This is a genomic window from Pseudomonas sp. NFX71 (genome assembly GCF_048079215.1).
GTDB lineage: Bacteria > Pseudomonadota > Gammaproteobacteria > Pseudomonadales > Pseudomonadaceae > Aquipseudomonas > Aquipseudomonas fluorescens_B.
The window spans coordinates 1,261,414-1,274,177 of sequence record NZ_CP182230.1; the positions used below are offsets into that span (position 1 = coordinate 1,261,414).

Sequence of the window (12,764 nt, forward strand, 5' to 3'; positions counted from 1 at the left end):
GGAGCAAAGTCGATGCTTACTTCAGCTCGACTTTAGCGCCTGCTTCTTCCAGAGTAGCTTTGGCTTTGTCAGCTGCGTCTTTGGCAACAGCTTCCAGAACCATGGCAGGAGCGCCGTCAACTACAGCCTTGGCTTCTTTCAGGCCCAGACCGGTCAGTTCACGTACTGCCTTGATCACGTTAACTTTCTTCTCGCCAGCTTCGGTCAGCATGACGTTGAATTCAGTTTGTTCTTCAACAACGGCAGCAACAGCGGCTGGACCAGCGGAAGCAGCGGCAGCGGAAACGCCGAACTTCTCTTCCATGGCCTTGATCAGCTCAACGATTTCCAGAACGGATTTTTCGCCGATTGCTTCGATGATTTGGTCGTTAGTCAGAGACATGACTATAAATTCCTGTATTGGGGTGACAGCCTACGCGGCCATCGAAATAAACAATAAACGCTGAAAGGAGTCGCTCAGCCTTAGGCTGCGGCAGCTTCTTTCTGGTCGCGAAGGGCCGCCAGAGTACGAGCCAATTTGCTGGTTGCGCCTTGAATCACGCTCATCAGCTGAGAAATTGCTTCGTCACGGGTCGGCAGACTTGCCAGTACGTCGATCTGATTAGCTGCGAGGAACTTGCCCTCGAACGCAGCTGCCTTGATCTCGAACTTATCCTGACCTTTTGCGAATTCTTTGAAGATACGAGCAGCAGCGCCCGGATGTTCTTTAGAGAATGCAATCAAGGTCGGGCCAGTGAACACGTCGTTGAGCACGTCATATTGAGTGCCGGCAACGGCGCGCTTGAGCAGGGTGTTACGTACAACACGTACGTAAACGCCAGCTTCACGAGCCTCTTTACGGAGTCCGGTCATAGCGCCTACTGTCACACCGCGGGCATCAGCCACAACAGCAGACAGGGCAACATTGGCAGCCTCGTTGACTTCAGCGACGATGGCCTTCTTGTCTTCGAGTTTAATTGCCACGGGTTTAACTCCTGCTTGTTACCGTTTCATCCAACCGAAGCCGGATGTCGTTTTGGTGTCTGATTCGGTAAGGAACCGGGAGCACCATCTGCGTAGGCTTGAGGTTTAAGACTTGCGTCGCCTACGGTCTTGGATAGCCCCCGCCAGGCAGGGACCCCAATCTTTCAATTGGCGCAATCGCTTGCGCCAACCTGTGTCTTACGCGTCGAGCGAGCTTTGGTCGATGACCAGACCTGGGCCCATAGTGGTGCTCAGGGTAACGCGCTTGACGTAAATGCCTTTCGAGGAAGCTGGCTTGATACGCTTCAGATCAGCGATCAGGGCCTCAACGTTTTCCTTCAGCTTGACGGCGTCGAAGCCGATCTTGCCAACGGAAGTGTGGATGATGCCGTTTTTGTCGGTGCGATAACGAACCTGACCAGCCTTGGCGTTCTTAACCGCGGTAGCTACGTCTGGGGTTACGGTGCCGACTTTAGGGTTAGGCATCAGGCCACGTGGACCGAGGATCTGACCCAACTGACCTACAACGCGCATTGCATCCGGGGATGCGATAACTACGTCATAGTTCAGGTCGCCGCCTTTCATTTCGGCAGCCAGGTCGTCCATGCCTACACGGTCAGCGCCGGCAGCCAGAGCGGCCTCAGCAGCTGGACCTTGGGTGAACACAGCAACGCGAACAGTCTTGCCAGTGCCGTGTGGCAGCACAGTAGCGCTACGAACGACCTGGTCGGATTTACGCGGGTCAACACCCAGGTTCACAGCAACGTCGAACGACTCGCTGAACTTGACAGTCGACAGCTCAGCCAGCAGGGCAGCAGCGTCTACAAAGTTGTAGGCCTTGCCTGCTTCGATTTTGCCGGCGATAGCCTTTTGACGCTTGGTCAACTTAGCCATTACACACCCTCCACGTTAAGGCCCATGCTACGAGCAGAACCGGCGATGGTGCGCACGGCTGCTTCCATATCAGCTGCAGTCAGATCCGCGTTTTTAACTTTCGCGATATCTTCCAGCTGAGCACGAGTTACGGTGCCAACCTTAACGGTGTTCGGACGAGCGGAACCGCTAGTCAGACCGGCCGCCTTCTTCAGCAGAACCGAAGCAGGGGTGGATTTGGTTTCGAAAGTGAAGCTACGGTCGCTGTAGACAGTGATGATCACTGGAGTAGGCAGACCTGGCTCAATACCCTGAGTACGGGCGTTGAAGGCCTTGCAGAATTCCATGATGTTCACGCCGTGCTGACCCAGAGCAGGACCAACAGGTGGGCTTGGGTTAGCCTGAGCGGCCTTCACTTGCAGCTTGATGTAAGCGGTAATCTTCTTGGCCATGAGGCACTCCAATTACGGGTTCGAACGCCTCGAAAGGCTCCCCGGTTACTTGCGCGTTTATCCCAGTGACGACAAAACCCCACAGCCTAGGGCTGCGGGGTTGGGATGCTTGCCCAGCTAGACCTTTTCGACCTGGCTGAACTCGAGCTCTACCGGAGTAGAGCGACCGAAAATGAGCACTGCCACTTGGATCCGGCTCTTCTCGTAGTTAACTTCTTCAACCGTGCCGGTAAAATCGGCAAACGGCCCGTCGTTGACACGTACCGACTCGCCCGGCTCGAACAACGTCTTCGGCTTCGGCTTGTCACTACCATCAGCAACACGACGCAGAATCGCTTCTGCCTCTTTATCTGTGATCGGTGCAGGCTTATCAGCAGTACCGCCGATGAAACCCATCACCCGAGGAGTATCCTTGACCAAGTGCCAAGTACCCTCGTTCATGTCCATCTGAACCAGCACATAACCTGGGAAGAACTTGCGCTCGCTTTTGCGCTTCTGGCCATTACGCATTTCAACCACTTCTTCAGTGGGAACCAGAATTTCGCCAAAGCCATCTTCCATGCCAGCCAGCTTTACGCGCTCTACTAACGAGCGCATGACATGCTTCTCGTAACCGGAGTAAGCATGCACAACGTACCAACGCTTAGCCACGGGACACCCTTAGCCGACAATCAAGGAAACAAGCCAGCCGAGCAGGGAATCAAGCCCCCACAACAGCAACGCCATAACCAGAACAACAGCCACAACAATCAACGTGGTCTGCGTGGTTTCTTGGCGAGTTGGCCATACGACTTTACGAATCTCGGTGCGAGCTTCCTTAACCAGTACGAAGAAAGACTTGCCCTTGACCGTCTGCAGGCCTACAAAGGCAGCTACAGCGGCAATGACAAGCAATGCAAGTACGCGGTACAGGATCGGCCAAGCAGAGTAATACTGATTGCCAACAACGCCAACAACCACCAAAGCGACTACTACTAGCCACTTGAGCAGATCGAAGCGAGAGCCTTGAGCTTCAGCTTTAGGAGTCATCTATGAAGATCCTGTGAAAAGAAAGCCAGACACACCAAGTGAATCTGGCAGGTCAGGAGGGAATCGAACCCCCAACCTACGGTTTTGGAGACCGTCGCTCTGCCAATTGAGCTACTGACCTAAAACAAAATCAGGCCGACCATTATGCCGGCCCGAAAAAGACATTACAACAACTTACTCGATGACTTTGGCCACAACACCAGCGCCGACGGTACGACCGCCTTCACGGATGGCAAAACGCAGACCATCTTCCATCGCAATGGTTTTGATCAGTGTAACGGTCATCTGAACGTTATCACCCGGCATCACCATCTCAACACCTTCTGGCAGCTCGCAGTTACCAGTCACATCAGTCGTACGGAAGTAGAACTGCGGACGATAACCCTTGAAGAATGGCGTATGACGACCACCCTCCTCCTTGCTCAGAACGTAAACCTCAGCAGTGAACTTGGTATGCGGCTTGACGGTGCCCGGCTTGACCAGAACCTGGCCACGCTCAACATCATCACGCTTGGTACCACGCAGCAAAACGCCGCAGTTCTCGCCAGCGCGACCTTCGTCGAGCAGCTTGCGGAACATCTCAACACCAGTACAAGTAGTTTTGACAGTGTCACGAAGACCAACAATCTCAACTTCTTCCTGAATGCGGACAATGCCACGCTCAACACGACCAGTCACAACAGTACCGCGACCGGAGATCGAGAACACATCCTCGATCGGCATCAGGAACGGCTTGTCGATAGCACGCTCAGGCTGCGGAATGTAGCTATCCAGAGTCTCGACCAACTTTTTGACGGCAGTGGTACCCATCTCATTGTCATCTTGACCGTTCAACGCCATCAGCGCAGAACCAATGATGATCGGAGTGTCATCACCTGGGAAATCGTAGGTGCTCAACAGGTCGCGCACTTCCATCTCAACCAGTTCCAGCAGCTCGGCGTCGTCAACCATGTCAGCCTTGTTCAGGAAGACAACGATGTACGGAACGCCAACCTGGCGGGACAACAGGATGTGCTCACGGGTTTGAGGCATCGGACCATCAGCGGCCGAGCAAACCAGAATCGCACCATCCATCTGAGCTGCACCGGTGATCATGTTTTTTACGTAGTCGGCGTGACCAGGGCAGTCAACGTGTGCGTAGTGACGCACGGCCGAATCATATTCAACGTGAGCGGTGTTGATGGTGATACCACGAGCTTTTTCTTCAGGGGCGCTATCGATCTTGTCGAAGTCAACCTTTGCCGAGCCGAAAACTTCGGAGCAGACGCGGGTCAAGGCTGCAGTCAAAGTAGTTTTACCGTGGTCGACGTGACCAATGGTACCCACGTTGACGTGCGGCTTATTACGTTCGAACTTTTCCTTAGCCATCAAAATCACCCCTAGGAGAAGAATTGAGCAGGTCAAACAAGCCATTAAAACAAAGGCAGATATTTTCATATCTGCCTTGTTATATGGAGCTCTTGAGCGGATTTGAACCGCTGACCTCACCCTTACCAAGGGTGTGCTCTACCAACTGAGCTACAAGAGCGTAACACTGTGCAGGATCTGCAAACTTGGAGCGGGTAGCGGGAATCGAACCCGCATCATCAGCTTGGAAGGCTGAGGTTCTACCACTAAACTATACCCGCGGAGCTTGCAGCTCTCGCTAAAAATGGTGGAGGGGGAAGGATTCGAACCTTCGAAGTCGTAGACGTCAGATTTACAGTCTGATCCCTTTGGCCGCTCGGGAACCCCTCCTAAGCGAGCCGGCATTCTATATCATGCCAGCCTTCTGTCAAGCATTTTCTCATTAAAAACCTGAGGTTAGCTGCGTTGACCTCGCTTTGCACCGTAGACCTTTAAAGGTCTTCACTGCGAAGCGGGCGCCATTCTATGCAAACTATTCAGCGGGTGCAACCCCCTCGCATGGCATTATTTTATGTTTTAACTCATTGAATTCTCTAGAAAGGTTTTGCAGCTGCAGATCATCCAGCCATCGCCGACTTTCTGGGGCCACACGCACCCAGTAACCAGCAAATTCGGGGAGATCCTTTGGCAGGGGCTGATATTTGATCTCCATGCCATTCAAGCGTCGCTCAACAGCCTGAAGGGCCTCTGGGCGAACAAAACCACCCAAATACAAACAGCTATTGTCCGCCTGAGCAGCCTTTCCTTTGTCCCTGGATGCATCAGCCGCCTCGCTCAACAAGCGAATATCCTGCTGAGCCCCCCGGTACAAACTCAAGGGGGTGACATCCTTCGCGCGCAGAGGAGCCTCTTGTTGGTGCCAGATGTAATAGAAGACGTTGAGCACAAGCAGCAGCAGGAACAACCAACGCATACGAACCTCAGGACAAAGGACATGCCATAGCCAAACCTACAAATACCAGATCCGGAACCACCCTGGCTTCAGGCACGATCTCGGAAACCAGCCCCGCATCCCCCCCGGTAAGGAATACAGAAAAATCTGCCCCCCAGTAACTACGCGCAAGCTCTAACTGAGTCAGAACAAACCCCCTGAGCATGAGCAAACACCCCCGCTCAACTGCTTCGACGGTTGTCCGCCCAGGAACGAGACTTTCCAGAGCGCGCTCTGCAGCGAGATCGCCATAACGAATTTTACGTGTATGGGTACGCAACTGATTCCGCATCAACGGCATACCTGGACAAATGAATCCTCCGAGATGCTCTCCATCACCGGCGACGTAATCCGCAGTGACAGCAGTACCGAAATCCAGCACCAGGCAAGCACGCGATGCCAAATGGAATCCTCCAAGCATCGCCAACCAACGATCTAGCCCCAGGCGCTCGAACTCTTCATAGCCATTGCGAACCCCCAACATTTCGCGAGCGGGCGTCGCGCAAGCTACCGACACTCCAAAAGTCTCTGTCAGCAGAGAAACCAACGCACCGGTTTCCTCTGCCGTTCTGACACTAACCAGCCGACAGAACTTGAGAGCCAGCCCCTTGAGCGCATTCAAACTCTCCAGCAATGCGAGATTCGAATCGACGACTCCTTCACCGACCGCCTGACAGGCATCCGCGCCAAGTACTCGCCACTTAATGAAACTGTTTCCGCAGTCGAGCTCAAGAATCATCACGCAACCTCAAGCTGAGCTCACCACCGCTAAATACTTTTTCCACACCACCCACCTTCAAGCGCAGAGCCCCTTGCCTATCGATACCCAGCACTTCGCCATCTATCTGGTTAACGCCAGCGATCAACGACACCGCCCGCCCCTGCCATAGATGATTCTGCTCCCACTCAGCTTGAATAGCAGGAAATCCGTCGACCTGATGCCGCCCCAAATACACCTGGAGCATCTGGCCCAGCCGAGCGACCAGATGATTACGATCAAATGCGCGCCCCGACTCGAGCCGCATGGACGTCCACTGCTGATCAACCTCATCGGTCATCTGCATATTCACATTAATTCCAACACCCAGCACCACGTGACACACATCAGCGGGATCCCCGACCAGTTCGAGTAATATTCCCGCGATTTTTTTCTGACCCACCAGAACATCGTTCGGCCACTTCAAGCCCGCATCTGAGACACCCAGCTCTTTCAAGGTTTGCATGACGGCAAGCCCGACAACAAGGCTCAAGCCTTCGAGCTGGCGCAGACCACCATCAATACGCAGCACCAGACTGTAATAGACATTTTCCGCGAAAGGACTCACCCACTTACGCCCACGGCGCCCACGTCCAGACGTCTGCCGCTCGGCAAGCACAAGAAATGGCGCTGCCTGGCCACGATCAATTGCACGTAACGCTTCAGCATTAGTGGAGTCAATTGAGTCGAAAACAAGAATGGGCCAATCACAAGAAGGGGCTTGCTCTGCAATCGCGACAGAATCAAGCAGCGTCAACGGCGAAGCCAGTTGATAACCGCGCCCTCGCACCTTGTGGATGGACAAGCCAAGCTCAGCTTCTAAAAGCTGAAGCTGTTTCCATACAGCGCTACGACTGACACCCAAAGCGGCGCCCAGGGCCTGACCTGAATGAAATCGGCCATCCTTCAGAAGCTTTAACAATGTCAGCATGCAAGTCCCGCCTCACAATGAGGCCCGCATGATAGCTACGCCTTGAGTTGTTGCATAGAAACCGTACCAGGCAGATTTTCCTGCGGGCAAAACAAAACCCCAACTGCTTTCGCAATTGGGGTTTCGGAATTTAATCTTGACGATGACCTACTCTCACATGGGGAAACCCCACACTACCATCGGCGATGCATCGTTTCACTGCTGAGTTCGGGATGGGATCAGGTGGTTCCAATGCTCTATGGTCGTCAAGAAATTCGGTAGCCAGGTCGTGGGCCTTTTCAGGTTCACGCTCCAGCGAATGGGTATGCGATAGTTTGTGTGTTTGTTCTCGAACTTTCGGTTCGTTTCGTCTTCACACACCGCAATCTGGTGCTCTTTCGAGTCAGCAAATTGCTTGGGTGTTATATGGTCAAGCCTCACGGGCAATTAGTATTGGTTAGCTCAACGCCTCACAGCGCTTACACACCCAACCTATCAACGTCGTAGTCTTCGACGGCCCTTCAGGGGACTCAAGGTCCCAGTGAGATCTCATCTTGAGGCTAGTTTCCCGCTTAGATGCTTTCAGCGGTTATCTATTCCGAACATAGCTACCCGGCAATGCCACTGGCGTGACAACCGGAACACCAGAGGTTCGTCCACTCCGGTCCTCTCGTACTAGGAGCAGCCCCTCTCAAATCTCAAACGTCCACGGCAGATAGGGACCGAACTGTCTCACGACGTTCTAAACCCAGCTCGCGTACCACTTTAAATGGCGAACAGCCATACCCTTGGGACCGGCTTCAGCCCCAGGATGTGATGAGCCGACATCGAGGTGCCAAACACCGCCGTCGATATGAACTCTTGGGCGGTATCAGCCTGTTATCCCCGGAGTACCTTTTATCCGTTGAGCGATGGCCCTTCCATACAGAACCACCGGATCACTAAGACCTACTTTCGTACCTGCTCGACGTGTCTGTCTCGCAGTCAAGCGCGCTTTTGCCTTTATACTCTACGACCGATTTCCGACCGGTCTGAGCGCACCTTCGTACTCCTCCGTTACTCTTTAGGAGGAGACCGCCCCAGTCAAACTACCCACCATACACTGTCCTCGATCCGGATAACGGACCTGAGTTAGAACCTCAAAGTTGCCAGGGTGGTATTTCAAGGTTGGCTCCACGCGAACTGGCGTCCACGCTTCAAAGCCTCCCACCTATCCTACACAAGCAAATTCAAAGTCCAGTGCAAAGCTATAGTAAAGGTTCACGGGGTCTTTCCGTCTAGCCGCGGATACACTGCATCTTCACAGCGATTTCAATTTCACTGAGTCTCGGGTGGAGACAGCGCCGCCATCGTTACGCCATTCGTGCAGGTCGGAACTTACCCGACAAGGAATTTCGCTACCTTAGGACCGTTATAGTTACGGCCGCCGTTTACCGGGGCTTCGATCAAGAGCTTCGCGTTAGCTAACCCCATCAATTAACCTTCCGGCACCGGGCAGGCGTCACACCCTATACGTCCACTTTCGTGTTTGCAGAGTGCTGTGTTTTTAATAAACAGTCGCAGCGGCCTGGTATCTTCGACCGGCATGAGCTTACGGAGCAAGTCCTTCACCCTCACCGGCGCACCTTCTCCCGAAGTTACGGTGCCATTTTGCCTAGTTCCTTCACCCGAGTTCTCTCAAGCGCCTTGGTATTCTCTACCCAACCACCTGTGTCGGTTTGGGGTACGGTTCCTGGTTACCTGAAGCTTAGAAGCTTTTCTTGGAAGCATGGCATCAACCACTTCGTGTTCTAAAAGAACACTCGTCATCAGCTCTCGGCCTTAGAATCCCGGATTTACCTAAGATTCCAGCCTACCACCTTAAACTTGGACAACCAACGCCAAGCTGGCCTAGCCTTCTCCGTCCCTCCATCGCAATAACCAGAAGTACAGGAATATTAACCTGTTTTCCATCGACTACGCTTTTCAGCCTCGCCTTAGGGACCGACTAACCCTGCGTCGATTAACGTTGCGCAGGAAACCTTGGTCTTTCGGCGTGGGTGTTTTTCACACCCATTGTCGTTACTCATGTCAGCATTCGCACTTCTGATACCTCCAGCAAGCTTCTCAACTCACCTTCACAGGCTTACAGAACGCTCCTCTACCGCATCACCTAAGTGATACCCGTAGCTTCGGTGTATGGTTTGAGCCCCGTTACATCTTCCGCGCAGGCCGACTCGACTAGTGAGCTATTACGCTTTCTTTAAAGGGTGGCTGCTTCTAAGCCAACCTCCTAGCTGTCTAAGCCTTCCCACATCGTTTCCCACTTAACCATAACTTTGGGACCTTAGCTGACGGTCTGGGTTGTTTCCCTTTTCACGACGGACGTTAGCACCCGCCGTGTGTCTCCCATGCTCGGCACTTGTAGGTATTCGGAGTTTGCATCGGTTTGGTAAGTCGGGATGACCCCCTAGCCGAAACAGTGCTCTACCCCCTACAGTGATACATGAGGCGCTACCTAAATAGCTTTCGAGGAGAACCAGCTATCTCCGAGCTTGATTAGCCTTTCACTCCGATCCACAGGTCATCCGCTAACTTTTCAACGGTAGTCGGTTCGGTCCTCCAGTTAGTGTTACCCAACCTTCAACCTGCCCATGGATAGATCGCCCGGTTTCGGGTCTATTCCCAGCGACTAGACGCCCTATTAAGACTCGCTTTCGCTACGCCTCCCCTATTCGGTTAAGCTCGCCACTGAAAATAAGTCGCTGACCCATTATACAAAAGGTACGCAGTCACCCAACAAAGTGGGCTCCCACTGCTTGTACGCATACGGTTTCAGGATCTATTTCACTCCCCTCTCCGGGGTTCTTTTCGCCTTTCCCTCACGGTACTAGTTCACTATCGGTCAGTCAGTAGTATTTAGCCTTGGAGGATGGTCCCCCCATATTCAGACAAAGTTTCTCGTGCTCCGTCCTACTCGATTTCATGACTAAGAGATTTTCGCGTACAGGGCTATCACCCACTATGGCCGCACTTTCCAGAGCGTTCCGCTAATCTCAAAGCCACTTAAGGGCTAGTCCCCGTTCGCTCGCCACTACTAAGGGAATCTCGGTTGATTTCTTTTCCTCAGGGTACTTAGATGTTTCAGTTCCCCTGGTTCGCTTCTTAAGCCTATGTATTCAGCTTAAGATACCTAACTTATGTTAGGTGGGTTCCCCCATTCAGACATCTCCGGATCAAAGTCTGTTTGCCGACTCCCCGAAGCTTTTCGCAGGCTACCACGTCTTTCATCGCCTCTGACTGCCAAGGCATCCACCGTATGCGCTTCTTCACTTGACCATATAACCCCAAGCAATCTGGTTATACTGTGAAGACGACATTCGCCGAAAATTCGCGATTAAACTCACAAATTTTACCTTAGCCTGATCCGTTACCAGTGAAAGTAACGTTCAGTCTATCTTTCTATCACATACCCAAATTTTTAAAGAACGATCTAGCCAAAGACTAGAAATCAACATTCACCACCATCACGATGGAATGCTCATTTCTAAGCTTTATACAATCAGAAGCAGTAGTGGTGGAGCCAAACGGGATCGAACCGTTGACCTCCTGCGTGCAAGGCAGGCGCTCTCCCAGCTGAGCTATGGCCCCGTATTGCTACAGGATCCCACACAAAAATTGGTGGGTCTGGGCAGATTCGAACTGCCGACCTCACCCTTATCAGGGGTGCGCTCTAACCAACTGAGCTACAGACCCAATTTCGGGCTGCTTCTTATCGTCTTCTTCAATGAATCAAGCAATTCGTGTGGGAACTTATGGAGCAGCTGATGTCGTCGATTAAGGAGGTGATCCAGCCGCAGGTTCCCCTACGGCTACCTTGTTACGACTTCACCCCAGTCATGAATCACACCGTGGTAACCGTCCTCCCGAAGGTTAGACTAGCTACTTCTGGTGCAACCCACTCCCATGGTGTGACGGGCGGTGTGTACAAGGCCCGGGAACGTATTCACCGCGACATTCTGATTCGCGATTACTAGCGATTCCGACTTCACGCAGTCGAGTTGCAGACTGCGATCCGGACTACGATCGGTTTTATGGGATTAGCTCCACCTCGCGGCTTGGCAACCCTCTGTACCGACCATTGTAGCACGTGTGTAGCCCAGGCCGTAAGGGCCATGATGACTTGACGTCATCCCCACCTTCCTCCGGTTTGTCACCGGCAGTCTCCTTAGAGTGCCCACCTTAACGTGCTGGTAACTAAGGACAAGGGTTGCGCTCGTTACGGGACTTAACCCAACATCTCACGACACGAGCTGACGACAGCCATGCAGCACCTGTCTCAATGTTCCCGAAGGCACCAATCCATCTCTGGAAAGTTCATTGGATGTCAAGGCCTGGTAAGGTTCTTCGCGTTGCTTCGAATTAAACCACATGCTCCACCGCTTGTGCGGGCCCCCGTCAATTCATTTGAGTTTTAACCTTGCGGCCGTACTCCCCAGGCGGTCAACTTAATGCGTTAGCTGCGCCACTAAGAGCTCAAGGCTCCCAACGGCTAGTTGACATCGTTTACGGCGTGGACTACCAGGGTATCTAATCCTGTTTGCTCCCCACGCTTTCGCACCTCAGTGTCAGTATCAGTCCAGGTGGTCGCCTTCGCCACTGGTGTTCCTTCCTATATCTACGCATTTCACCGCTACACAGGAAATTCCACCACCCTCTACCATACTCTAGCTCGTCAGTTTTGAATGCAGTTCCCAGGTTGAGCCCGGGGATTTCACATCCAACTTAACGAACCACCTACGCGCGCTTTACGCCCAGTAATTCCGATTAACGCTTGCACCCTCTGTATTACCGCGGCTGCTGGCACAGAGTTAGCCGGTGCTTATTCTGTCGGTAACGTCAAGACACCAACGTATTAGGTTAATGCCCTTCCTCCCAACTTAAAGTGCTTTACAATCCGAAGACCTTCTTCACACACGCGGCATGGCTGGATCAGGCTTTCGCCCATTGTCCAATATTCCCCACTGCTGCCTCCCGTAGGAGTCTGGACCGTGTCTCAGTTCCAGTGTGACTGATCATCCTCTCAGACCAGTTACGGATCGTCGCCTTGGTGAGCCATTACCTCACCAACTAGCTAATCCGACCTAGGCTCATCTGATAGCGCAAGGCCCGAAGGTCCCCTGCTTTCTCCCGTAGGACGTATGCGGTATTAGCGTCCGTTTCCGAGCGTTATCCCCCACTACCAGGCAGATTCCTAGGCATTACTCACCCGTCCGCCGCTCTCAAGAGAAGCAAGCTTCTCTCTACCGCTCGACTTGCATGTGTTAGGCCTGCCGCCAGCGTTCAATCTGAGCCATGATCAAACTCTTCAGTTCAAACATCTTTGGGTTTTTAAGAAACCCTAAACTTGGCTCAGCAATCGTTGGTTACATCTTTGATTTCTCGCGGAGTAACTTGTGATGC

At 52.9% G+C, this 12,764-nt stretch carries 10 protein-coding genes, 6 tRNA genes and 3 rRNA genes; all 19 read right to left on the bottom strand.

Annotated elements, in window-relative coordinates; all coding sequences use genetic code 11:
* Positions 1 to 16: 16 nt before the first annotated feature.
* Entirely contained in the window at positions 17 to 382 is a 366-nt protein-coding gene (rplL, locus tag ACM1ZW_RS05845) for a 50S ribosomal protein L7/L12 (RefSeq protein WP_017341075.1), read from the bottom strand.
* 80 nt (positions 383 to 462) lie between these two features.
* A complete protein-coding gene (rplJ, locus tag ACM1ZW_RS05850) occupies positions 463 to 963 on the bottom strand; it encodes a 50S ribosomal protein L10 (protein ID WP_007896629.1) in 501 nt (166 codons plus the stop codon).
* A 198-nt stretch (positions 964 to 1,161) separates the two neighbouring features.
* Complete coding sequence (gene rplA, locus ACM1ZW_RS05855; protein ID WP_003186095.1) at positions 1,162 to 1,857, bottom strand: 50S ribosomal protein L1; 696 nt, start codon at positions 1,855 to 1,857, stop codon at positions 1,162 to 1,164.
* On the bottom strand, positions 1,857 to 2,288 hold the full coding sequence (gene rplK / locus ACM1ZW_RS05860; protein ID WP_017341076.1) for a 50S ribosomal protein L11: 432 nt from the start codon (positions 2,286 to 2,288) through the stop codon (positions 1,857 to 1,859). The genes rplA and rplK overlap by 1 nt, the downstream gene beginning before the upstream one ends.
* Positions 2,289 to 2,405: 117 nt before the next feature.
* Positions 2,406 to 2,939: a transcription termination/antitermination protein NusG gene (gene nusG / locus ACM1ZW_RS05865; protein ID WP_007896622.1), complete on the bottom strand. Its 534-nt coding sequence runs from the start codon at positions 2,937 to 2,939 to the stop codon at positions 2,406 to 2,408.
* A gap of 9 nt (positions 2,940 to 2,948) precedes the next feature.
* Entirely contained in the window at positions 2,949 to 3,317 is a 369-nt protein-coding gene (gene secE, locus ACM1ZW_RS05870) for a preprotein translocase subunit SecE (RefSeq protein WP_416740304.1), read from the bottom strand.
* 45 nt (positions 3,318 to 3,362) lie between these two features.
* Positions 3,363 to 3,438 (bottom strand) — tRNA-Trp (locus ACM1ZW_RS05875).
* A 53-nt stretch (positions 3,439 to 3,491) separates the two neighbouring features.
* Positions 3,492 to 4,685, bottom strand: a complete 1,194-nt coding sequence (gene tuf / locus ACM1ZW_RS05880; protein WP_007896619.1) for an elongation factor Tu — start codon at positions 4,683 to 4,685, stop codon at positions 3,492 to 3,494.
* An 84-nt stretch (positions 4,686 to 4,769) separates the two neighbouring features.
* A tRNA-Thr gene (locus ACM1ZW_RS05885) sits at positions 4,770 to 4,845 on the bottom strand.
* A 26-nt stretch (positions 4,846 to 4,871) separates the two neighbouring features.
* Positions 4,872 to 4,945 (bottom strand) — tRNA-Gly (locus ACM1ZW_RS05890).
* A gap of 24 nt (positions 4,946 to 4,969) precedes the next feature.
* Positions 4,970 to 5,054: transfer RNA gene (locus ACM1ZW_RS05895), tRNA-Tyr, on the bottom strand.
* Positions 5,055 to 5,196: 142 nt separating this feature from the next.
* The gene (locus ACM1ZW_RS05900; protein ID WP_017341079.1) at positions 5,197 to 5,637 is read right to left on the bottom strand and encodes a hypothetical protein; all 441 of its coding nucleotides are present in this window, start codon (positions 5,635 to 5,637) and stop codon (positions 5,197 to 5,199) included.
* Positions 5,638 to 5,644: 7 nt separating this feature from the next.
* On the bottom strand, positions 5,645 to 6,394 hold the full coding sequence (locus tag ACM1ZW_RS05905; protein ID WP_017341080.1) for a pantothenate kinase: 750 nt from the start codon (positions 6,392 to 6,394) through the stop codon (positions 5,645 to 5,647).
* Positions 6,384 to 7,343, bottom strand: a complete 960-nt coding sequence (gene birA, locus ACM1ZW_RS05910; RefSeq protein WP_414884128.1) for a bifunctional biotin--[acetyl-CoA-carboxylase] ligase/biotin operon repressor BirA — start codon at positions 7,341 to 7,343, stop codon at positions 6,384 to 6,386. Before birA ends, ACM1ZW_RS05905 begins: the two co-directional genes overlap by 11 nt.
* Positions 7,344 to 7,477: 134 nt before the next feature.
* Positions 7,478 to 7,593 (bottom strand): 5S ribosomal RNA (rrf, locus tag ACM1ZW_RS05915).
* Positions 7,594 to 7,748: 155 nt separating this feature from the next.
* Positions 7,749 to 10,640: ribosomal RNA gene (locus ACM1ZW_RS05920) — 23S ribosomal RNA — on the bottom strand.
* A 236-nt stretch (positions 10,641 to 10,876) separates the two neighbouring features.
* Positions 10,877 to 10,952: transfer RNA gene (locus ACM1ZW_RS05925), tRNA-Ala, on the bottom strand.
* Between the two features lie 28 nt (positions 10,953 to 10,980).
* A tRNA-Ile gene (locus ACM1ZW_RS05930) sits at positions 10,981 to 11,057 on the bottom strand.
* Positions 11,058 to 11,139: 82 nt separating this feature from the next.
* Positions 11,140 to 12,676, bottom strand: a 16S ribosomal RNA gene (locus ACM1ZW_RS05935).
* Together the 16S, 23S and 5S rRNA genes with 2 tRNA genes alongside form the textbook arrangement of a ribosomal RNA operon.
* Between the last annotated feature and the right edge of the window lie 88 nt (positions 12,677 to 12,764).

Bases quoted from the DNA above. Each gene is read 5' to 3' on its own strand.
- rplL (WP_017341075.1), bottom strand. From the start codon at position 382: ATGTCTCTGACTAACGACCAAATCATCGAAGCAATCGGCGAAAAATCC.
- rplA (WP_003186095.1), bottom strand. From the start codon at position 1,857: ATGGCTAAGTTGACCAAGCGTCAAAAGGCTATCGCCGGCAAAATCGAA.
- rplK (WP_017341076.1), bottom strand. From the start codon at position 2,288: ATGGCCAAGAAGATTACCGCTTACATCAAGCTGCAAGTGAAGGCCGCT.
- secE (WP_416740304.1), bottom strand. From the start codon at position 3,317: ATGACTCCTAAAGCTGAAGCTCAAGGCTCTCGCTTCGATCTGCTCAAG.
- tuf (WP_007896619.1), bottom strand. From the start codon at position 4,685: ATGGCTAAGGAAAAGTTCGAACGTAATAAGCCGCACGTCAACGTGGGT.
- ACM1ZW_RS05900 (WP_017341079.1), bottom strand. From the start codon at position 5,637: ATGCGTTGGTTGTTCCTGCTGCTGCTTGTGCTCAACGTCTTCTATTAC.
- ACM1ZW_RS05905 (WP_017341080.1), bottom strand. From the start codon at position 6,394: ATGATTCTTGAGCTCGACTGCGGAAACAGTTTCATTAAGTGGCGAGTA.
- birA (WP_414884128.1), bottom strand. From the start codon at position 7,343: ATGCTGACATTGTTAAAGCTTCTGAAGGATGGCCGATTTCATTCAGGT.